Annotated in this window: 18 protein-coding genes; 12 read left to right on the top strand and 6 right to left on the bottom strand. The window is 67.4% G+C overall.

Going from position 1 to position 22355, the window contains the following annotated elements; genetic code table 11:
* Positions 1-122: 122 nt before the first annotated feature.
* A complete protein-coding gene (locus NR101_RS15885) occupies positions 123-1487 on the bottom strand; it encodes a glutamate--cysteine ligase (RefSeq protein ID WP_256777049.1) in 1365 nt (454 codons plus the stop codon).
* 201 nt (positions 1488-1688) lie between these two features.
* Between NR101_RS15885 and NR101_RS15880 the strand changes: the two genes are divergently transcribed.
* The 3 genes from NR101_RS15880 (at position 1689) to NR101_RS15870 (ending at position 4285) form a co-directional block, all read left to right on the top strand.
* A complete protein-coding gene (locus tag NR101_RS15880; protein WP_256777050.1) occupies positions 1689-2387 on the top strand; it encodes a VIT family protein in 699 nt (232 codons plus the stop codon).
* A gap of 38 nt (positions 2388-2425) precedes the next feature.
* Complete coding sequence (locus NR101_RS15875) at positions 2426-3217, top strand: helix-turn-helix domain-containing protein (protein ID WP_306175582.1); 792 nt, start codon at positions 2426-2428, stop codon at positions 3215-3217.
* A 93-nt stretch (positions 3218-3310) separates the two neighbouring features.
* Positions 3311-4285: an MBL fold metallo-hydrolase gene (locus NR101_RS15870; RefSeq protein WP_256777052.1), complete on the top strand. Its 975-nt coding sequence runs from the start codon at positions 3311-3313 to the stop codon at positions 4283-4285.
* Between the two features lie 165 nt (positions 4286-4450).
* Here the strand turns inward: NR101_RS15870 and yihA are convergent, their stop codons facing one another.
* Complete coding sequence (gene yihA / locus NR101_RS15865; RefSeq protein ID WP_256777053.1) at positions 4451-5074, bottom strand: ribosome biogenesis GTP-binding protein YihA/YsxC; 624 nt, start codon at positions 5072-5074, stop codon at positions 4451-4453.
* A 155-nt stretch (positions 5075-5229) separates the two neighbouring features.
* Between yihA and NR101_RS15860 the strand changes: the two genes are divergently transcribed.
* From NR101_RS15860 to betA, 7 genes are all read left to right on the top strand, one after another.
* The gene (locus NR101_RS15860) at positions 5230-6024 is read left to right on the top strand and encodes a c-type cytochrome (RefSeq protein ID WP_256777055.1); all 795 of its coding nucleotides are present in this window, start codon (positions 5230-5232) and stop codon (positions 6022-6024) included.
* A gap of 105 nt (positions 6025-6129) precedes the next feature.
* A complete protein-coding gene (locus NR101_RS15855; RefSeq protein WP_256777056.1) occupies positions 6130-6774 on the top strand; it encodes a thiol:disulfide interchange protein DsbA/DsbL in 645 nt (214 codons plus the stop codon).
* 125 nt (positions 6775-6899) lie between these two features.
* Positions 6900-7730, top strand: coding sequence for a thiol:disulfide interchange protein DsbA/DsbL (locus tag NR101_RS15850; protein ID WP_256777057.1), 831 nt, complete (start codon positions 6900-6902; stop codon positions 7728-7730).
* A 53-nt stretch (positions 7731-7783) separates the two neighbouring features.
* Positions 7784-8521, top strand: coding sequence for an endonuclease/exonuclease/phosphatase family protein (locus tag NR101_RS15845; protein WP_256777753.1), 738 nt, complete (start codon positions 7784-7786; stop codon positions 8519-8521).
* Between the two features lie 126 nt (positions 8522-8647).
* On the top strand, positions 8648-10627 hold the full coding sequence (gene betT / locus NR101_RS15840) for a choline BCCT transporter BetT (RefSeq protein WP_256777058.1): 1980 nt from the start codon (positions 8648-8650) through the stop codon (positions 10625-10627).
* A gap of 35 nt (positions 10628-10662) precedes the next feature.
* Positions 10663-12135, top strand: coding sequence for a betaine-aldehyde dehydrogenase (gene betB, locus NR101_RS15835; RefSeq protein WP_256777059.1), 1473 nt, complete (start codon positions 10663-10665; stop codon positions 12133-12135).
* 25 nt (positions 12136-12160) lie between these two features.
* Entirely contained in the window at positions 12161-13831 is a 1671-nt protein-coding gene (betA, locus tag NR101_RS15830; protein WP_256777060.1) for a choline dehydrogenase, read from the top strand.
* Positions 13832-13912: 81 nt separating this feature from the next.
* Here betA and NR101_RS15825 read toward each other — a convergent pair whose 3' ends face one another.
* Positions 13913-14785, bottom strand: a complete 873-nt coding sequence (locus tag NR101_RS15825; RefSeq protein WP_256777061.1) for an EamA family transporter — start codon at positions 14783-14785, stop codon at positions 13913-13915.
* Positions 14786-14858: 73 nt separating this feature from the next.
* Here NR101_RS15825 and NR101_RS15820 point away from each other — a divergent pair, with 73 nt between their 5' ends.
* The gene (locus NR101_RS15820; protein ID WP_256777062.1) at positions 14859-15332 is read left to right on the top strand and encodes an Lrp/AsnC family transcriptional regulator; all 474 of its coding nucleotides are present in this window, start codon (positions 14859-14861) and stop codon (positions 15330-15332) included.
* 15 nt (positions 15333-15347) lie between these two features.
* Here NR101_RS15820 and NR101_RS15815 read toward each other — a convergent pair whose 3' ends face one another.
* Entirely contained in the window at positions 15348-15827 is a 480-nt protein-coding gene (locus NR101_RS15815; protein ID WP_256777063.1) for a VOC family protein, read from the bottom strand.
* Between the two features lie 302 nt (positions 15828-16129).
* Here NR101_RS15815 and fhuE point away from each other — a divergent pair, with 302 nt between their 5' ends.
* On the top strand, positions 16130-18295 hold the full coding sequence (gene fhuE / locus NR101_RS15810; protein WP_256777064.1) for a ferric-rhodotorulic acid/ferric-coprogen receptor FhuE: 2166 nt from the start codon (positions 16130-16132) through the stop codon (positions 18293-18295).
* Positions 18296-18573: 278 nt separating this feature from the next.
* Here fhuE and NR101_RS15805 read toward each other — a convergent pair whose 3' ends face one another.
* Together NR101_RS15805 and NR101_RS15800 are read right to left on the bottom strand one after the other, a co-directional pair.
* The gene (locus NR101_RS15805) at positions 18574-19200 is read right to left on the bottom strand and encodes a LysE family translocator (RefSeq protein ID WP_256777065.1); all 627 of its coding nucleotides are present in this window, start codon (positions 19198-19200) and stop codon (positions 18574-18576) included.
* Positions 19201-19418: 218 nt separating this feature from the next.
* Positions 19419-22292, bottom strand: a complete 2874-nt coding sequence (locus NR101_RS15800) for a TonB-dependent receptor (protein WP_256777067.1) — start codon at positions 22290-22292, stop codon at positions 19419-19421.
* Positions 22293-22355: the final 63 nt, after the last annotated feature.

Genomic DNA, 22355 nt, shown 5'->3' with positions numbered 1-22355 from the left:
TCCCATGCCCTTGGAGGCGAAATAAAGGGGGAGGTGGCGGCCGCAGGCCGACGCCGGAGGACATTCGCCGGAAAGGGCATGGGCGCCCAGCGCCCGACCCACCGACGACCGCTTTCGCCCACTCAGTAAGCGAACGCCTTGAACACCGGATCGATGTTCTGGTTCCACTCGCCATGGAACAGCGCCAGCTTGCGATCGGCCGGAGTCAGCCCCGAATCGACGATCTCCTGCAGCACCTCCAGGAACTTGCTTTCGTCCTGGCCATCGACGTTGCGCGCCGCGCGCCGCTTCAGACCGGCCACGGCAATCTTCAGCGCTTCGCGCGACAGATCGAGGACGGTGCCATTGCGGAACGGCAGCTTCAGCCCATGCCTGGGCACGCCATCGCGCAACACGTTGCGCTCCACCAGGCTGAAATCTCGCACCAGGTCCCAGGCCGCATCGAGTGCGGCATCGTCATACAACAGGCCCACCCAGAACGCCGGCAGCGCACACAGGCGGCTCCACGGTCCGGCATCGGCGCCGCGCATTTCCAGGTACTTCTTCAAGCGCACTTCCGGGAAGGCCGTGGTCATGTGGTCCGACCAGTCGCGCAGGGTCGGCAACTGGCCCGGCAGCGCCGGCAGCTTGCCCACCATGAAATCGCGGAAACTCTGCCCGCTGGCATCGTGGTAGGTGCCGTCGCGGTAGGAGAAGTACATCGGTACATCGAGCAGATAGTCCACGTAACGCTCGTAACCGAAGCCGTCTTCGAACACGAAGTCGAGCATGCCGGTGCGATCGTTGTCGGTGTCCGTCCAGATGTGCGAACGGTAGCTCTGGTAGCCGTTCGGCTTGCCTTCGGTGAACGGCGAATCGGCGAACAGCGCGGTGGCGATCGGCTGCAGCGCCAGCGACACGCGGAATTTCTTCACCATGTCCGCTTCGGTGGCGTAATCCAGGTTGACCTGCACCGTGCAGGTACGGGTCATCATGTCCAGGCCGAGCGTGCCGACCTTGGGCATGTAGTCGCGCATGATGCGGTAGCGGCCCTTGGGCATCCACGGCATCTCCTCGCGCGTCCACTTGGGCTGGAAGCCCATGCCGAGGAAGCCCAGCTGCAGCTCGCCGGCCACCTGCGCCACTTCGTTGAGATGGGTACCGGTTTCCACGCAGGTGTCATGGATGGTTTCCACCGCCGCGCCGGACAGTTCCAGCTGGCCGGCTGGTTCCAGCGTGACCGAGGCGTTGTCGCGCAGCAGCGCGATGGTGTGGCCGCCTTCCTGCACCGGCGTCCAGCCGAAGCGGGTCAGGCCGTTGAGCAGGGCTTCGATGCCGCGGTCGCCCTCGAACGTCGGCGGACGCAGGTCGTCCAGGCGGAAGCCGAACTTCTCGTGCTCGGTGCCGATGCGCCACTGCGCCTTGGGCTTTTCGCCGGAAGCCAGCGTGGCGACCAGTTCATTTCGGTCGGTGATCGGCGTCTCGGCGACGTGGCTGGGGCTCGACAAGGGGAGGCTCGCAGGATTCTGGTCAGGGCGGGGATGTGGGGTCCGGGCCCCCGCATCGCAAGGGCGCACTATATCGTGGCGTCCCCCACCGTCGTGTCACCGTGACGGTTTTCAGCATCCTATTGAAAAGGGCTTGACCGGCTGCAAGCGCCGCTGCGACGCATTCCGCCCCCGGTCCGGCACACGCCCTAGACTGTGGACATGAGCCGATCCCGCCATCCCGAAGTCCATCGTTCCGACCGCGTCGGCTGGCTGCGTGCGGCGGTGCTCGGTGCCAATGACGGCATCGTCTCGATCGCCGGGCTGGTGGTCGGCATCGCCGCCAGCGGTGCGAGCGCGTCCACCGTGTTGGCCACCGGCATTGCCGGCACCGTCGCCGGGGCGATGTCGATGGCGGCCGGTGAGTATGTGTCGGTGCAGTCCCAGGCCGATACCGAAGTGGCCGACCTGGCCGTGGAAAAACGCGAACTGCACGAAGACCCGCACAGCGAGCTGGAAGAGCTGGCAGCGATCTACCGCCATCGCGGCCTTACCCCCGAGCTGGCCCAGCAGGTAGCGGTACAGCTGACCGCGCACGACGCGCTGGCCGCACACGCACGCGACGAGCTGGGCATCACCGAAGAACTGCGTGCGCGTCCGCTGCAGGCGGCCCTGGCCTCGGCCGGCGCCTTCGTCAGTGGCGCGGCGCTGCCGGTGCTGACCGCCCTGCTCGCCCCGCACGCCCATGTCGCCCAGATCACCACGGGCGTCACCCTGGCCGGGTTGGGCCTGACCGGTGCGATGGCCGCACGTGCCGGAGGTGCACCCCCGTTGCGCGGCGCGGTGCGGGTCATGTTCTGGGGCGCATTGGCGATGGGCGCGGCAGCGCTGATCGGCCAGTTGTTCGATACTGCGCGGTAATGGATACCCGCGTGCACCCCGATCCGCTGTTGGCCGAGATGGCGAGCCTGGCCGACTGCCAGCGGGCCGACGGCTACGCCTGCATCACCGCGCGCCGCGAGCATGGCGCCTCCTCGGTGGACATTCCGCAGCCGCAGCTGGCGATCCTGCTGCAGGGACGCAAGCAGGTGTCCACCGCGCAGCAGTCACTCACCTTCGTGCCCGGCGACCTGTTCCTGATCACCCGGCGCTGCCGCATCGACGTGGTCAACATTCCCGATCCGGACTCCGGCGTGTACCTCAGCGCGATCGTGCCGCTGTGCGCCGAGGCGCTGTCAGCCGCGCGCGTGCTGTGGAACGAACCGCTGCCCGAGGCCGGCGACGCGCTGGCGCGGTTGTCGCTGGCCGAGCACGGCGACACCCTGCGGCAATGGCGCAGCGCACTGGAGCAGGCCCGCTACACCGAAGCGCGGCTGGCCTTGGCCGCGCTGGTGCTGGCGTTCTGTCGCCGTGGCCATGGCAGCCTGCTGGTCGCGCCGGAGCCCAGCCTGGGCGAACGCATCCGCGACCTGATCGCCGCCCAACCGGAACGCGACTGGCAATCGCGCGACTTCGAAGACCAGCTCGGCCTGAGCGGTGCCACCCTGCGCCGCCGGCTGGCCAGCGAGCAGTCCAGCGTGCGCGGGTTGATCGCCGATGCGCGGCTGGCGCATGCGATGAACTTGCTCTACACCACGCGCCTGCCGCTCAAGACCGTGGCCGCGCGCGTGGGCTATCGCTCGCTGGGCAGCTTCAACAAGCGCTTCGCCGCCCGTTACGGCCTGGAACCGGGCGCGATCGGCAACAGCTGAGCGAGCGGATCGCGCGGCATTCTGAGCGGACCGCGGCAACGCCGTCGCGCAGCATGGAGACATCGCGGCGCTGCCGCCTTGCCCGGAAACCCCATGTCCCTGCCCCGCGTCCGCACCCTCGCCGCCGCCCTGTTGCTGGCCGCCGCCAGCCCCGCCTTCGCCACCACTACCCACACCCCGCACGAACAGGTGCCCGGTGTGTACCACCAGCAGATCGGCACGCTGCAGGTCACCGCGCTGTTTGATGGCACTGTCGCGCTCGGCCGGCAGGAACTGGTAGGCATCGATGCCGGCAAGGTCACCCGCCTGCTCGACCACCGCTACGTGCCCGAAGACGGCAAGGGCCTGCAGACCGCGGTCAACGCCTACCTGGTGCAGCAGGGCAACCACCTCACCCTGATCGACACCGGCACCGCCACCTGCTTCGGCCCCGGCCTGGGCCAGGTGCTGGGCAACCTGCGCGCGGCCGGCTACGACCCGGCCGAGGTCGACGACGTACTGCTCACCCACGCCCATCCGGACCACCTGTGCGGCCTGCTCGATACCCAGGACAAGGTGGCCTACCCCAATGCCACGGTGTGGTTGTCTGCCGCCGATGCCGCGTACTGGCTCGATCCGGCCAGCGAAGCGACCGCGCCGCAGGGCGTGCGCTTTGCCTTCGCGCTGGCGCGCAAGGCGGTAGCCCCCTATGGGGCCACTGGAAAATTGAAGCGCTTCGGCGCAGGAGATGCACTGCCGACCGGCATCACCGCACTGGACAGCCACGGCCACACCATCGGCCACGTGTCCTACCGGATCGACGGCGGCGCCGGCCAGCACCTGTTGGTCTGGGGCGACATCGTCCATTTCCATGCGGTGCAGTTCGCCCAGCCGCAGGCGTCCTACGAGGCCGACAGCGACCGCGCCGCCGCCATCGTCAGCCGGCGCACGATGATGGCGCAGGCCGCGGACCAGGGCTGGTGGGTGGCCGGCGCGCACCTGCCGTTCCCCGGGCTGGGCCATGTGCGGCGCGAGGGTGATGCGTTCGCGTGGGTCCCGGGCGAATACGCACCGTTGCCCACCCGGTAGTGCCGGCCGCTGGCCGACTTCGGTGACACCCAATTGCACGCGCACCGCCTGACGGTCAGCCGGTCGGTGCACGCCTACACGGTAGTGCCGGCCGCTGGCCGGCTCCCCTTTCAGCCGGATATACCGGGGCGCCGGCCAGCGGCCAGCACCACCGGGGTGCAGGTGTTACGCCGTTTCCGGCGCCGGCTTGTTCAACCCCAGCCAGCCACCGATGATCCCGCGGGCCTCGTCCACGCCCTGGCGGGCCGGGCCGGAGAAGGTCTGCACGCTGACCGTATCGCCGAAGGAGGACTGCAGTTCCTTGCGCACCTTCTGCAGGGCGATGCCCTGCTGGCCCCGGCCGAGCTTGTCGGCCTTGGTCAGCAGCGCGTGCGCGGGCAGACCGCGCTGCACCGCATAGGCCAGCATCTGGCGGTCGTAGTCCTTCAGCGGGTGACGGATGTCCATCACCACCACCAGGCCACGCAGCGCCTCGCGGGTGCGGAAGTACTGGTCGATGAAGGCCTGCCAGTGCGCCTGCAGGTCCAGCGGCACCTTGGCGTAGCCGTAACCGGGCAGATCGACCAGCTTGGTCTCCGGGGTGACCTCGAAGAACACCAGCTGCTGGGTGCGGCCGGGGGTCTTGGAGACCCGGGCCAGGCTGTTCTGGCGGGTCAGGGCGTTGAGGGCGCTGGATTTGCCGGCGTTGGAGCGTCCGGCAAAGGCAACTTCGGCCCCGACATCCTCCGGCAATTGCCGGGTGTTGTGGGCCGAAAGCAGATAGTGGGCACGTTCGAGGAGCAATGACATGGGCATAGGATCGCATGTCCGGGCCGGATCCGCGCTGCCGCCGACCGGTTTTGCTGCACCCTGCGTTGACCGTGGCGCGAAAGCGCATGGATAATCGGGCGATCCTCAGCCAGTGCAGCCTGCACTCGCCAGGCCGGTCCACACGGAGCTTCCGCATGCGCCACGCTCGCGTTCTTGCCGTTTCCGCTGTCGCTGTATCCCTGCTGGCCGCCGTTGCGGTCGCCCAGACCTCGATCACCCCGTTGCCTGACAACGGGCCGATCAAGACCGCCTCGCTGGAGGTCGATTTCAGCAAGACCACCTGGGGCGATGCCAAGGCCGGCCAGACCAAGGCCGCCGCCTGCGCCGCCTGCCACTCGGCCGATGGCAATTCCACCGTGGAGATGTATCCCAGCATCGCCGGCCAGAGCGAACGCTACGTGGCCCAGCAGATGGCGCTGATCGCCAACGGCCAGCGCACCTCCGGTGCGTCCGCGGCGATGGTGCCCTTCGTGCAGGACCTCACCCCGCAGGACATGCGCGATATCGGTGCATATTTCGCAACGCAGAAGGCCAGCGCCGGGCTTGCCGACGATGGCCTGGTCGGCGAAGGTCCCTATGCCGGCAAGAAGTTCTACGAGATCGGGCAGCAGCTGTATCGCGGCGGTGACGCCGAACGCGGCATCCCCGCCTGCATGGCCTGCCACGGTCCCACCGGCGCCGGCAACCCGGGCCCGGCGTATCCGCACATCGGCGGCCAGCACGCCGCATATGTGGCGCGCCGGCTGCAGGAGTACCAGGCCGGCACCACCCAGGAAACCGACAAGGCGCACTTCCAGATCATGGCCAGCATTGCCAAGCAGCTCACCGAGCAGGAGATCCAGGCGCTGGGCAGCTACCTGCAGGGCCTGCACAACCGCGTCGACGACGTGGCCGCGGTGACCGCCACGCAACCGGCCAAGGCGCCGTAAGGACCGCTTGGCGGCGCAGTCGCCGCCCCGCCCCCGTGGCGGGTTATGTTCACCGCCACGCCGGCACTGGGCCGGCGTTGTTTTTTCCGATGGAGATGGATGTAGATGACGTTGATGCCCCGCCTGATGCTGTTGCTGCTGGCCCTGAGCCCCCTGACCACCCTGGCCGCCACGCCAACCAAGCTGGTCGAAGGTACCGACTACGAAGTGATCGAAGCGCCCGGCCCGTATGCGCCGCTGGCCGGCAAGATCGAAGTGGTGGAAATCTTCGGCTACACCTGCCCGCACTGCGCGCGCTTCGAGCCGCAGCTGGAAGCCTGGGCCGCCAAGCTGCCCAAGGACGTCCGCTTCACCCCGGTGCCGGCCGCGTTCGGCGGAATCTGGGATTCGTTCGCCCGTGCCTACTTCGCCGCCGACCAGCTGGGCGTGGCCAAGCGCAGCCACCGCGCGATGTTCGAGGCCCTGCATGACAAGCAGACGCTGCCGATGCAGAACGTGTCCCCGGACGAACTGGCCGGCTTCTACAAGTCCTACGGCGTGGCCCCGGAGACCTTCCTGGCCACGATCAAGGGCGATGCGGTGGAACAGAAGCTCAAGGCCGCGCGCGCCTTCGCCCAGCGCACCAAGGTGCCCGGCACCCCGGCGCTGGTGATCAACGGCCGTTACCTGGTCAAGGGCGACTCGTTCGAATCGATGCTGCGCAACGCCGATGCGCTCATCGCCCAGGCGCGCACCCAGCCCAAGCGCTGAGTGCAGGCTCGCTGAACCGTCACACACCGTGTACGCGGGACGCGCCTGGCCGCATGCCATTATTTCCCCCTGAGCCGGCGCCCCGTGCGCCGGCCCCACCTTGTTCATCCGTTGGAGATGCCTAGATGAAGACCCGTTTCGCCATTGCCCTGATGGCCCTGCTGCCGATCCTTGCGGCCTGCAAGGCCCAGGACGGCACCGCCAATACCGCCGCGCCGACCGAACCGGCTGCCCCGAGCAGCACCCCGGCCACCGACACTGCACCGGCGACCAACAGCGAAGCCCCGGCCGCCACCGGTGAATCCTCCGCCGCCGAGACCGCTGCCGCAGCCGCCACCACCCCGGCACCGGCGCCGGCGTCCTCGCGCCCGACCGGCCCGGAGCCGGTGGCAGGCACCGACTATGTGGTGATCGAAAACGGCCAGCCGTTCCAGCCGGCCGCCGGCAAGATCGAAGTGGCCGAGATCTTCGGTTACGTGTGCCCGGCCTGCGCCGCGTTCCAGCCGCTGATCGGGCCGTGGAAGGCTGGCCTGCCCAGCGACGTCAGCTTCGTTTACGTGCCGGCGATGTTCGGCGGCACCTGGGACAACTATGCGCGCGCCTTCTACGCCGCACAGAGCATGGGCCTGCAGGAAAAGACCCACGAGGCGCTGTACTCGGCCATCCACGCCGAGCAGACCCTGAAGGGCGAGCGCGGCAAGGATTCGGTTGAAGACATCGCCGCCTTCTATGCCAAGCACGGCGCCGATGCCAAGCAGTTCGCCAGCACCATGGGCAGCTTCGCGGTGAATGCCAAGACCAATGCCGCCAAGCAGTTCGCCCAGCGCAGCCAGATCACCGGCACCCCGTCGGTGATCGTCAACGGCAAGTACCTGGTCAAGGGCAAGAGCTTCCCCGACATGCTGCGCATCGCCGATCACCTGATCGCCCGCGAGCGCGCCGCAAAGGGCAATTGATCCAGACCGAGCCCGCTACCGTCGTGAATTCCCCCACCACGCGGACCCTGCGCCTGCTGACGGCCAACATCCAGGCCGGCAGCAGCCCCCGCCGCTACAGTGACTATGTGACCCGCAGCTGGTCGCATGCACTGCCGGCCGGGCGCAAGCGCACCAGTCTGGACGCAATCGCGCAGTTGGCCCGTGGCCACGACATCGTCGGCCTGCAGGAGGCCGACCCGGGCAGCCTGCGCTCGGGCTTCACCAACCAGACCCACTACCTGGCCGAGCGCGCCGGCTTCAATTACTGGAGCCACCAGCCCAACCGCCGCATGGGCGGGGTGGCCTCCAGCGCCAACGGCCTGCTCAGCCGGCTGGAACCGGTGGAAGTACAGGACCACGCCCTGCCCGGCCGCATCGGCGGGCGCGGCGTGCTGCTGGCCAAGTTCGGCGAAGGCCGGCAGGGCCTGGCGGTGGCGGTGGCGCACCTGTCCTTGGGCACCAACTCGCGGATGTCGCAGCTGGCCTTCATCGCCGACCTGCTCACCGACCATCCCAACGCGGTGCTGATGGGCGATTTCAACTGCCTGGCCGACCGCCCGGAAATGCAGGCGCTGTACCGCAAGACCAACCTGCAACCGCCAGGCTGCGCGGTGCCCACGTTCCCCAGCTGGCGGCCGGACCGGGCCATCGACCACATCCTGCTCAGCGACGGCCTGCAGCAACGCAGTGCCGAGGCCGTACCGGCCGCGTTTTCCGATCACCTCGCCCTGGCGATGGCCATCGACGTACCCAGCAGCGCGCTGCGGTAACGCGTCACCCCGATACCCGCCGCCGTTGCGCGGCGGGCATCTTCGCGGCGTAAACAGCCCCTCCACAGTCGATGTGGGGTAATAGTCCGGGTCTGCCGTATCCGGCACCGAGAGTACCCCCACCCCATGAGCGCTGTGGAGTCACCTCAAAACGAGGTACGCACGCTTCGACCGGTCTTCCTGCTTGCCGCCACGATCGTGGCGGCATTCGCCCTTCTGGTCACCGTGTTTCCCATCGATGCCGGCGTGCTGCTGCTGGATGCCCAGACCTGGGCCTCGCGCAACGTCGGCTGGTATTACCTGCTGGCGATGACCGTGTACCTGGTGTTCGTGGTCGGCGTGGCACTGTCCGGCTATGGCACGGTCAAGCTTGGCGCGGACCATGACGAACCGGAATTCAGTTATCTGTCCTGGGCCGGGATGCTGTTCGCGGCCGGGATCAGCATCACCCTGTTCTTCTTCTGCGTGTCCGAACCGCTTACCCACTATCTGCTGCCGCCGCAGGGCGGCGTGGGCAGTGGCGAGGCCAGCGCGCGGCAAGCCATGCAGTTGCTGTTCCTGCACTGGGGCCTGCACGGCTGGGGCGTGTTCGCGCTGGCGGCGATGGCGCTGGCCTACTTCGCCTACCGCCACAACCTGCCGCTGGCGCTGCGCTCGGCGCTGTATCCGCTGATCGGCAAGCGCATCAACGGCCCCATCGGCTACACCGTCGATGCGCTGGGCATCGTGGCCACGGTGTTCGGCCTGGGCGCGGACATGGGCTTTGGCGTGCTGCACCTCAACGCCGGCCTCAATACCCTGTTCCAGGTGCCACACGCGGCCTGGGTGCAGGTGGGGCTGATCGTGCTGATGATGGGCGCGGCGATCGCCGTGGCCGTGTCCGGGGTGGAAAAAGGCGTGCGCTGGATGTCCAACATCAACATGCTGCTGGCCATCGGGCTGCTGCTGTTCATGCTGTTCGCCGGGCCCACCCAGTACCTGCTCAACGCCTTGATGCAGAACATGGGCGACTACCTGGGCAACGTGGTCGGCAAGAGCTTCGACGTGTATGCCTACGGCGGGCGGCCGGACTGGCTGGGCAACTGGACGGTGTTCTACTGGGCCTGGTGGATCGGCTGGGCGCCGTTCGTGGGGCTGTTCATCGCGCGCATCTCGCGTGGCCGCACCATCCGCGAATTCGTGCTGGGCGTGCTGCTGATCCCGCTCGGGTTCACCCTGGCGTGGCTGTCGATCTTCGGCAACAGCGCGCTGGACCAGATCCTCCACCACGACCAGGTGCAGTTGGCGCAGATGGCGGTGGATAACCCGCCGACCGTGCTGTACGCACTGCTGGACAACTATCCCTGGAGCCGGGTGGTCATCGCGGTCACCGTGATCGTCAGCTTCGTGTTCTTCGTGACCTCGGCCGACTCGGGCACCGTGGTGCTGTCCACGCTGTCCTCGCACGGCGGCGCGCCGGAGGACGATGGTCCGCGCTGGCTGCGCGTGTTCTGGGGCGTGATGACCGGCCTGGTCACCGCCGGCCTGTTGCTGGCCGGCAGCATGGACGCGCTCAAATCGGCCGTCGTGCTGGCCTCGCTGCCGTTCTCGGTGGTGCTGCTGCTGATGCTATGGGGGCTGACCCGCGCGCTGGGCGAAGAGTCGCAGCGCAAGAAGGCCTCGCAGTATTCGCCGATCCCGCTGATCGGGCAGTCGCGGCACCAGCGTGGCTGGCGCCAGCGCATCTCCCAGGCGGTGCACTTCCCGGTGCGCGACGAGGTGTACCGGTTCATGGACACCGACGTGAAGCCGGCCATCGAGGCGGTGGCCGCGCAGCTGCGCGAGAAGGGCCTGGATGTGCACACGAAATTCGAACCGGGCCACATGGAACTGCTGGTCGACCATGGCGAGCAACAGGTGTTCACCTACCAGGTGATCATGCGCGGCTACCTCACCCCCTCGTTTGCCGCGCAACGCTTCCGCAGCCTTCGCTATTACCGCGCCGAGGTGCACCTCTATGAAGGTGGACAGGACTACGAGCTGTTCGGCTACAGCCGCCAGCAGATCATCAACGACATCATCGACCAGTACGAGCGCCACCTGCAGTTCCTGCATCTGACCCGCTGAACCCACTGGTCTCCCGCTGCAAAGGAGTCATCGACATGCCCCACTTCCCCGACCAACTGCTGTACATCGGCGGCCGCTACGTTCCCTCGCAGGGCAACCGCACCTTCGAGGTCACCAACCCGGCCACCGGCGAGGTGCTGGCCAAGGTGCACAGCGCCAACAGCGACGATCTCGACGCCGCAGTGGAAAGCGCACAGGCCGGCCAGAAGGTCTGGGCCGCGCTGACCACGGTGGAGCGATCGCGCATCCTGCTGCGTGCGGTGGCATTGCTGCGCGAGCGCAACGATGCGCTGGCCGAGCTGGAAACGCTCAACACCGGCAAGCCGCTGAGCGAAACCCGCAGCGTGGACATCGTCACCGGCGCGGACGTGCTGGAGTACTACGCCGGGGTGATGCACGGGCTGGAAGGCAGCCAGGTGCCGCTGCGCGAAGGCAGCTTTTTCTACACCCGGCAGGAACCCCTGGGCGTGGTCGGGGCGATCGGCGCGTGGAACTACCCGATCCAGATCGCGCTGTGGAAGGCCGCCCCCGCACTGGCCGCTGGCAACGCGATGATCTTCAAGCCCAGTGAAGTGACCCCGCTGACCGCGCTGAAGCTGGCCGAGATCTTCACCGAAGCCGGCCTGCCCGACGGCGTCTTCAACGTGCTGCCCGGCGATGGCGCCGGTGTGGGCTCGGCACTGACCGAGCACCCGGGCATCGAAAAGATCTCCTTCACCGGCGGCACCAGTACCGGGCGCAAGGTGATGGCCAGTGCGTCCAGTTCCACCCTCAAGGAGGTGACCATGGAACTGGGCGGCAAGTCGGCGCTGATCATCTGCGCCGATGCCGATATCGAGCTGGCCGCGGATGTGGCGATGATGGCCAACTTCTACAGCTCGGGCCAGGTCTGCACCAATGGCACGCGCGTGTTCGTGCCCAAGGACCTGCTCGCCGATGTCGAACGGGCCTTGAGCGAGCGCATCGCGCGCATCCGCATCGGCGATCCGTTGCAGGAGGCCACCAACTTCGGCCCGCTGGTCAGCGCCGCGCACATGCGCCGCGTGCTGGAGCATATCGCCAGCGGCAAGACCGAAGGCGCGCGCCTGGTCTGCGGTGGCGAGCGGTTGACCGACGGCGCGCTGGGCAAGGGCTGCTACGTGGCGCCCACGGTGTTCAGCGACTGTCGCGACGACATGCGCATCGTGCGCGAAGAGATCTTCGGGCCGGTGCTGAGCCTGCTGTCCTATGACACTGAAGAAGAGGCGATCGCCCGCGCCAACGCCACCCAGTATGGGTTGGCCGCCGGCGTGGTCAGCCGCGACCTGAGCCGCGCGCACCGCCTGATCCACCAGTTGGAGGCCGGCATCTGCTGGGTCAACTGCTGGGGCGAATCGCCGGCGCAGATGCCGGTGGGCGGCTACAAGCAGTCCGGCGTGGGCCGCGAAAACGGCCTGGCCACGCTGCGCGCCTTTACCCGCACCAAGTCCATCCAGATCGAACTGGACCGCTACGCGTCGGTGTTCTGAACCGGCCTGACAGGAGACCCCCGCGATGAAGCGCGAATACGACTACATCATCATCGGCGCCGGCTCGGCCGGCAACACGCTGGCCGCGCGCCTGACCGAAGACGCCGGCGTCAGCGTGCTGCTGCTTGAAGCCGGTGGCCCGGACTACCGGCTGGACTTCCGCACGCAGATGCCGGCCGCATTGGCCTTTCCGCTGCAGGGCCGCCGTTACAACTGGGCCTATGAGACCGAGCCGGAGCCACACATGGACAACCGGCGCATGGAATGCGGACGTGGCAAGGGCCTGGGCGGGTCTTCGCTGATCAACGGCATGTGCTACATCCGCGGCAACGCGCTGGACTTCGACAACTGGGCCAGGTTCGACGGCCTGGAGGATTGGAGCTACGCCGACGTGCTGCCCTACTTCCGCAAGGCCGAAACCCGCGACATCGGTCCCAACGACTACCACGGCGGCGACGGTCCGGTCAGCGTGGCCACGCCAAAGAACGGCAACAACGTGCTGTTCCACGCCATGGTCGAGGCCGGCGTGCAGGCGGGCTACCCGCGTACCGACGACCTCAACGGCTACCAGCAGGAAGGGTTCGGCCCGATGGACCGCACCGTCACCCCGCGCGGCCGCCGCTCCAGCACCGCGCGCGGTTACCTGGACATGGCCAAGGACCGCGCCGGATTGGAGATCGTGGTGCATGCCACCACCGACCGCATCCTGTTTGCCGGCAAGCGCGCGGTGGGTGTGCGCTACCTCACCGGCAACAGTGCCGAGCCGATCGACGCCACCGCGCGCCGCGAGGTGCTGCTGTGCGCCGGTGCGATCGCCTCGCCGCAGATCCTGCAGCGCTCCGGCGTGGGCGCACCGGCGCTGCTGGCCGCGCTCGGCGTGCCGCTGGTGCACGACCTGCCCGGTGTCGGCGAAAACCTGCAGGATCACCTGGAGGTGTACATGCAGTACGCCTGCAAGAAGCCGGTGTCGCTGTACCCGGCGCTGCAGTGGTGGAACCAGCCGGCAATCGGCGCGGAGTGGCTGTTCGCCGGCACCGGCATCGGCGCCAGCAACCAGTTCGAGGCCGGTGGGTTCATCCGCACCCGCGAGGACTTCGAGTGGCCCAACATCCAGTACCACTTCCTGCCGGTGGCGATCAATTACAACGGCACCAATGCGGTCAAGGAACACGGCTTCCAGGCGCACGTGGGCTCGATGCGCACGCCCAGCCGTGGGCGCGTGCATGCGAAATCGCTGGACCCGCGCGAGCATCCCTCGATCCTGTTCAATTACCAGTCCACCGACCAGGACTGGCAGGAATTCCGCGATGCCATCCGCATCACCCGCGAGATCATCGCCCAGCCTGCGCTGGACGAGTATCGGGGGCGCGAGATCAGCCCCAGTGCCGCGTGCCAGAGCGACGCCGAACTGGACGCCTTCGTGCGCGCCCATGCCGAAACCGCCTACCACCCGTCCTGTTCCTGCGCGATGGGCACCGATGCGATGAGCGTGGTTGATGGCCAGGGCCGCGTGCATGGCATGGAAAGCCTGCGCGTGGTGGATGCCTCGATCATGCCGCGCATCATCACCGGCAACCTCAACGCCACCACGATCATGATCGCCGAGAAGATCGCCGACCGTATCCGTGGGCGTGCGCCATTGGCACGCAGCACCGCCGCGTACTACGTGGCCGGGGATGCGCCGGTCAGGCGCTGAAAACCCGGTAGTGCCGGCCGCTGGCCGGCTCCTCGCGATCCAACGGTGAGGGGAGCCGGCCCGCGGCCGGCACTACCTTGATCACGTGACTGGTAGGGGCGGCGCCGCTCGCCGTGCCGTCACCGTACTGCCGACCGACGCCACCACCGTGCAGCCGATCGCCGTCCACTGCAGCGGCGTGAGATGTTCGGCCAGCAGCCCCATCGCCAGCAGCGCGGCTACCGCCGGTTCCATGCTGATCAGGATGCCAAAGGTCTCCTTCGGCAGACGCTTGAGCGCCATCATCTCCAGCGACATCGGAATCGCGCTGGAGACGATCGCCACGCCCAGCCCGAACAGTAGGATCTTCGGGTCCAGCAACGCCATGCCCGCGTGCGCAACGCCCACCGGCACCACCACCAACGCCGCCGCGCACAGCCCCAGCGACACCGTATGCCCGGCAGGCAGGTGGCCGGCGCGCTTGCCGAAGATGATGTACAGCGCCCAGCACACTGCCGCACCCAGCGCGAACATCACCCCGACCGGATCCAGCGGCGCACCGTGCCCCAACGGCAGCAGCAGCAACAGCCCGGCCAGCGCGCAGCCGACCCAGACGAAATCGACCGGCCGGCGCGACGACCAGATCGCCACCGCCAGCGGCCCGCAGAATTCGATGGCCACCGCGATGCCGAACGGAATCGTGCGCAGCGCCATGTAGAACAGCAGGTTCATCACCCCCAGGGTGATGCCGTAGCGGAGGATCGTCCCGGCATCGGCGCGCGTGGTGGTCCAGCGCCACGGCCGGAACACCGCCAGCAGTACCAGCGCCGAGAAGCCCACGCGCAACGCGCTGGTGCCCTGTGCGCCGATCAGCGGGAACAGCTGTTTGGCGAACGACGTGCCCACGGACAGGGCGGTGACCGAGCCGAGGACGGCCAGGACGGGGATGAGCGAGGAATAGCGGGAGGTCGACATCGCGTCAGCATATTGCGTCCGGGCCGAAGCAAAGGCTCAATTGCACGTGCCTTCCTGCACGTTTCACTCGCCCATGTCTGCCGTCCCCTACAGCCCCGACGACTTCGACCGCGCCATCCTGGCCATCCTCCAGCGCGACAACACCACCCCGCAGCGGGAGATCGCCGAAGCGGTGCACCTGTCCGCGCCGGCAGTCCAGCGCCGGATCAAGCGGCTGCAGGAGGCGGGGATCATCCGCGCCAACGTCGCCGTGCTCGATCAATGCCGGCTCGGCCGCCCGCTGACCATCATGGTCGAGGTGCGGGTGGCCAGCGAGCAGCCGCACCGCGTTGCCCCCTTCCGCCGTCGCGTGCAGGAAGATCCCGCCGTGCAACAGTGCTACGCCATCACCGGCGATGCCGATTTCCTGCTGATCCTCACGGCCGCCTCGATGGAAGAGTACGAGGCGATCAGCGCGCGCCTGTTCGGCAACGACGACAACATCGAGCGCTTCCGCACCGCCGTAGCGTTGAGCACGTTGAAGCGTGGCCTGGGCGTTCCGCTGTAAGACTACAAAGCATCCTCAGCCGCGCACCGCCGCCTCGATCTTCGCCACGTCGATCCTGCGCATCGTCATCATGGCCTCGAACGCGCGCTTGGCCACCGCCGGGTCTTTGCTGGTCACCGCTTCGGTCAGCACGCGCGGGGTGATCTGCCAGGACAGGCCCCACTTGTCCCGGCACCAGCCGCAGGCGCTTTCCTCACCGCCGTTGCCGACGATGGCGTTCCACAGCCGGTCGGTCTCGGCCTGGTCGTCGGTGGAGATCTGGAAGGAGAACGCCTCGCTGTGCTTGAACGCCGGGCCACCGTTGAGGCCTATGCAGGGGATGCCGGCGACGGTGAAATCCACCGTCAGCACGTCGCCCTGCTTGCCCGACGGGAAGTCGGCCGGGGCACGGTGGACCGCGTGCACCGCGCTGTCGGGGAAGGTCTGGGCATAGAAGGTGGCCGCCTCCAGGGCGGTGCCGTCATACCAGAGACAGAGGGTGTTCTTGGCAACCATGGCGTTTCTCCTGCTGCGCGCGGGCGGATGCTCAGCCTACGACCGCCGATGTTAATCCGCCGCCCTCTCACCGTACCCCTTGTCACCAAGGGGTACGGGAGAACCTGAAAGCTTCAGGCGGCGTCGCATCCAGCCGAATTGCTGATAGCAATGATTCGCATTAACATACTGTGATCCCGTTCGCGCCAGGGAGGCGCTGCGGAGTTCGGTACCGAGCCGCGCACCGACCCCCACCTCCACCGCCAAGCACCTGGCCACCGACGGACATCGGCCATGTGCGTGCCGCCGCCCTGGAAACGCCGATGACCCGTTCTTCCGTAGTGCTGTCCCGCGCCCTGCCCCAACGCCGCCTGTCACAGGCCCTGTTTGCCGCGCTGTGTGCGCTGATCGCCGCCCCTGCCTTCGCAGACGATGCCGCCCCCGATCCCACGACGCTGGACAAGGTCGTGGTCAAGGGCGAACGCGCCGAGGGCTACTCGGTGCGCAAAACCTCCGCCGGTACCCGCTTCGACCTGGCCCCGCGCGAGATCCCGCAGTCGGTGAGCATCATCAGCCACCAGCGCATCGAGGACCAGAACCTCGACGACATCATCGACGTGCTGGCCAACACCACCGGGGTGAGCAGCACCCAGTCCGATACCGAGCGCACCGAGTTCTACGCGCGCGGCTTCTACATCGACAGCTACCAGTTCGACGGCCTGCCCACGCAGATGGTGCAAAACTGGAGCTACGGCGACTCCGGCCTGGACCTGGCCCTGTATGACCGCGTGGAAGTGGTCCGCGGTGCCACCGGCCTGCTCAGCGGTGCGGGCAATCCGTCGGCCTCGGTCAACCTGATCCGCAAGCACGCCGACAGCGCCGAGCTGACCGGCAACGTGTCGGTCAACGTCGGCAGCTGGGGCCGCACCCGCAGCACCGTGGATGTGACCACCCCGCTGAACGCCAGCGGCTCGGTGCGCGCGCGCGTGATCGGCAGCTACCTGGACACCGAATCGCAGATGGACCGCTACGACCAGCACAAGACGCTGGGCTATGCGGTGATCGACGCCGACCTCACCCCGGACACCCAGCTGAGCGTGGGCTACGACTACCAGCAGAAGCGGGCCAACGGGGCTACATGGGGTGGCTTCCCGATGCTGTACTCCGACGGCAGCCCGACCCCGTTCGATGAGTCGTTCAGCGCCAACCCGGGCTGGACGTACTGGGACACCACCAGCAAGCGTCTGTTCGCCACGCTGGAGCATGCCTTCGGCAACGACTGGAAGGTCAAGCTCGGCGCGACGCATGACACCACCAAGGCCGATGACAAGCTGTTCTATCCGGCCTACAACGACTGGACCTCGGGCGCCTCGTTGCTGGACAAGAGCACCGGCGCCGGCGTCACGCCCTCGGCAGGTTTCTACAACACCGAGCGCAAGGTCAACGCGGTGGATGGCTTCGTGGAAGGCCCGTTCCAGCTGTTCGGCCGCGAGCACCAGTTCATGGCCGGCCTGAGCTACAACAAGCGCGAGTTCGCCAACTACGGCGACTACCAGGTGGGCTGGGCGCCGCTGGACAACTACCTGGCCGGCGTAGGCAACTTCCCCGAGCCGAACTGGGCCGCCACCCTGCCGCTGCAGAGCGAAGGCACCATCACCCAGAAGGCCGGCTATGCCGCCACCCGCCTGTCGCTGGCCGAGCCGCTCAAGCTGATCCTCGGCGCGCGTTACACCGACTGGAAGAGCGAGGGTGAAGGCGCCGACCGCTCGCACAAGGTGACCACGCCGTATGCCGGGCTGGTGTTCGACCTCAATGACACCTACTCCACCTATGCCAGCTATACCGAGATCTTCCAGCCGCAGACGCTGAAGAACCGCGAGGGCAGCTACCTCGATCCGGTGGACGGCAAGAGCTACGAAGTGGGCGTCAAGGGTGCATGGTTCGACGACCGCTTGAATGCCTCGCTTGCCGTGTTCCGTATCGAGCAGGACAACGTGGGCCAGTCCACCGGCGAACCGGTGGTGGGCGGAACGGGCGGCGAAACTGCCTACATCGCTGCGCGCGGCACGGTCAGCCGGGGGTTTGAGTTTGAAGTGAACGGCGAACTGGCCCCGGGCTGGAATGCCACCTTCGGTGCGTCGCGCTACGTGGCCAAGGACATCAACGACGCGGACATCAACACCAACCTGCCGCAGACCACGATCAAGCTGTTCACCAGCTACACCCCGCAGTCGCTGACCGCGCTCACCGTGGGCGGCGGCGCCAACTGGCAGAACCGCATCTACTACCCGGTGCCGGCGTACGGTCGCATCGAGCAGAACGGCTACGCACTGGTCAGCGCCTTCGTGCGCTACCGCATCTCGTCCGAGTTCAGCGTGCAGGCCAACCTCAACAACCTGCTGGACAAGAAGTACTTCTCGCAGATCAACGGGTATGGTGCGTACGGCGATGGCCGCAATGGGGCGATCACGTTCAACTGGTCGTTCTGACCGGTCATTGACCGCAAGCGGACACCACAGAGCGCCGGGCATTGCCCGGCGTTCTGCGTTCTGCACGACGCGCGCGGGATGCGCAGCCACGCATGGCGTGGCTCTGCCGGCTGCGGCGCGGTGCCGGATGGTCGCGCAGCCACGCATGGCGCGGCTCTACCGATTGAGGCGCGGTGCGTCGCGCGGCCACGCATGGCCGGGCGCCGGTAGTGCCGGCCGCTGGCCGGCAACCTCATGAACAATGACGGTCCTGCCGGGTTGCCGGCCAGCGGCCGGCTCTACGGTCGGGCGCGCAGCAACGCCAGGCCGAAGCCGATGAAGATGGTGCCCACCACGCGATCAAACACCTTGCGCAGGCCCGGGCGTGCCAGATAACTGGCCAGGCCCCGCCCACCGGCGGCGTACACCGCGTACCAGAACATCTCCATCAGCGCGAAGGTCCCCACCAGGACCACGAACTGCGGCAGCTGCGGCTGGGTCAGGTCGACGAACTGCGGCAGGAACGCCGAGGCGAACAACAACAGCTTGGGGTTGCTGATGCCGATGATGAAGCCATCGCGGAACAGGATGCGCCGCTTGCTCGGCGTGATCGCCGCGGTGCTGCCAACATCGATCGGCGCGTCACCGCCGCGCCAGGCCTTGATGCCCAGATAAACCAGGTAGGCCACGCCGGCGTAACGCAGCACGTCGAACACCATCGGCGAGGCCTTGAGTACCGCGCCCAGCCCGGCGGCGGAAATCGACAACGCCAGCACCAGTGCGCTCAGGCACCCGGCCATGGCCGCGATGCTGCGGCGGAAGCCCACGCGCACGCTGCGGGTCATCACGTGCAGCATGTTGGGCCCCGGGGTGCCGCACAGGACGAATACGGTGACGGCGAAGATCCACCAGGTATGCAGGTTCATGGCAACAGTCATTGGAAAGGGTGGTGCCGGCCGCTGACCGGCTCGGCCATGATGCCTGACGGATAAAGCAGCAGCACGGCAAACATGCGCAATGGCCGGTGTGTGCAACGCATTTGTCTGCCCTTCAACGCAGCCGGGCATGGCCCGGCTCTACCGGATGGACGAACCGGGGCGCCGTGATGGCGCCCCGGTGGCATCACACGTACATCAACCGGCGATCAGAACCGCAGATCCGCGCGCATGTACCAGTAGCGCCCACGCGGGATGTCGTAGGTGGATGCGTCGTAGCCGTTGAGCGAGCACGACAGGCAGATTGGCGGGTCCTTGTCGAACACGTTGTTCAAGCCGGCGCTGAGCTGCAGGCCCTTCATCCAGTCCACCTTGTAGCCCACCTGCAGGTCATGGAAGGTGGTGGCATCGAGCGTGTTGGTGCCTTCCTGCTGGTTGCTGCACACCGGGAACGCCACCGCGTCGCCGCAGTCTTCGGTGAGCTCGGAAATGTGTCGCACGGTCCAGGACGCGCTCCAGTTGGCCAGGGCCCAGCTCAGCGTCGCGTTGCTGGTCCACTCCGGGATCGAACTGTCGGCCACTTCCACGCCCGGTTTCTGCGGCTGCCGCTGGCCCGCCGCACCCAGCGCTTCATAGCGCCCCACGAAGGTGTTCTGCCAGCCCAGCTTGAACTGGCCGACGTCGCTCTGCGGGAACGTCCAGAACAGATCCACGTCCCAGCCGTCGGTCTTGATCGAGCCCAGGTTGGTGAGCCGGTTGTTGAAGCTGCTCACCGCACCGGTGGACGCGCGGCTGATGCCCTCGCAGTAGACCGGGTCCAGGGTTTCCACGCACAGGTCCAACTGGGTCTGCGCGTTGATGGCCTGGATGGCGCCTTCGATGGTGTGGCGGTAGAACGTCACTTCCACGTCGAAACGCTCCGACCACGACGCATCGTTGCCGAACCACGGGCTCCACACGAACCCGGCACTGAAGCTGCGCGAGCGTTCCGGGTCCAGTTCGGCGTTGCCGCCGGTGGTGACCGAGATCTGCGAGTTGGCCTGTTGGAAGCCGCTGGGTACGCCGAGCGCGGCGCAGTTGGCCGGATTGCCACGCGGTGCGGTACCGCCCAGGCCGATCGAGCACGGGTCGAACAGCTGCAGGTCGGCACGTGCCGCCGAGCCATACAGCTCGCCGATGGACGGCGCGCGGAAGCCTTCGGCGTAGCTGGTACGCAGCACGAAGTCGTTGGTCACCTGCCAGCGCAGGCCGTACTTGGGGGTGAACTCGCCGCCGAAGGTGGAGTAGTCCGAGTAGCGCCCGGCCAGGCTCAGGTCGAGCTTCTCGCCGATCGCGCTCTTGGCGAAGATCGGCACGCTCAGCTCCAGGTACGCTTCATTGACGTCGTAGGAACCGGAGGTGGGCAGCGACGGCACGCCGTTGTAATGGCCGATCACGGTGAGCGGATCAGGATCGTAACGGCCTTCGTACTTGCGGTACTCGTAGCCGGTGGCGAACGACACCGGGCCGGCCGGCAGGGTGAACAGCTCACTGCTCAGGTTGGCGGTGAACAGGCTCAACTCGTTCTGGCTGCGGTCGCGCACCACCGGCTGGATCCAGTCCAGCATCGCCGGGGTGATCGACCCGGCGCCCCCGAAGATGTTCAGCGGCACGCAGCCGGGCGTGGCCGCGCATACCGCCGGGTCGCCCAGGGCCATGTTCACCTTGAAGATGTCATAGCTGCCGTAGTTGGTCTGTTCGGCCTTGTTCTTGCTGTACATGCCGTTGACGTCCCAGAACCAGCTGCGGCTGCCGGCCTCGAACTGGCCCACCAGGCCGGTGGCGAAGTACTGGGTGTTGACCTCCTGCTCGAAGATGCGCGCACCGCCCTCCACCGGGCGCCGGCCGATCAGGCTCATGTTGCCCGAGGACACCAGGTCGAACCCGAACGGGTTGTACGGGTTGAGCGCGGACACCACGATGTTGTCGGCCAGCGGATTGCCGGTGGCGCCATCGGGGCCGAAGAACAGCGGCTCCGGGCCGGCCTGGTTGGTCGATTCGCGGCGGTTGCCCAGCGCCTTGATGTACCACTGGATGTTGTCGGTGATGTCGAAGCGGAACTGGCCGAAGATGCCCTTACGCTCCGACGGCGTCAGCACCATGTTGTATTCGGCGAAGTTGAAGCGGTCGGCCGAGGTGAAGCAGTGGTAGTCGTCGGTGCGGCTGCAACCGGCACTGCCGTCGTAGCGTGGGTTGCTTGCCCCGGTGTTGGGCACGATGTCCTGCTCGGCCCCGGTGTTGGGGTCGACGAAGGCGAAGCGGCCCTGCGGAATGCCACCGCTGCCGAAGGCCAGCCCGGTGCCCGGGATCGGGAAGCGCGACTGCTCGCGGTCACGCGCATACACCGGGTCCTGCTTGGTCCAGCTGGCGCCCAGGAACAGGGTGTAGCGGTCGCCGCTGGTGCCCCAGGCCAGGTCCACGCCCTTCTGGGTGCCGTCGCCCTTGCTGTACTCGCCGTAGTTCAGCGTGACCTGGCCGCCATCGAATTCGCGCCGGGTGATGATGTTGACCACGCCGGCGATGGCGTCGGAGCCGTACAACGACGACGCGCCGTCTTCGAGCACTTCGATGCGCTCGACGATCGCCAGCGGAATAGTATTGAGATCGGTGGCCGCGCCCACGCCGGAGGCCGAGGATTCGTTGACCCAGCGGATGCCGTCCACCAGCACCAGCACGCGCTTGGCCCCCAGGTGGCGCAGATCGACCTGGGCCGAACCGGCGCCCACGCCGCTGCCGTCAGGCGGGAAGCCGAAGTTGCCGGAGGAATTGAATTTGGCGTTCAACGCCGACCCGGACCCGGTGAGCTGCTGCAGCACTTCGCCAATGGAGTTCATGCCGGTGCGTTCGATCTCGGCGCGGGTCAGGGTCTGGATCGGTACCTGGCCTTCTACTTCGGCGCGCTTGATGCGGCTGCCGGTCACCTCGACGCGGTCCAGCTCGGTGGTGGTTCGGGGCGTTTCCTGCGCGCCGGCCAGCGCGGGCACGGCCAACAACAGACACAGCGATACAGCGACCGCCAAGGGGCGGTAGTGCAGGTCGTTCATTCGCTCTCTCCACAAAGGAATGTTGGTCTGGGCTGCCGCACCCCCCTGCATGGCGGCAACGTC

This window comes from Stenotrophomonas sp. Ste86, from assembly GCF_024519465.1.
Taxonomy (GTDB): domain Bacteria; phylum Pseudomonadota; class Gammaproteobacteria; order Xanthomonadales; family Xanthomonadaceae; genus Stenotrophomonas.
This window is presented reverse-complemented; position numbering and strand designations above follow the sequence as displayed.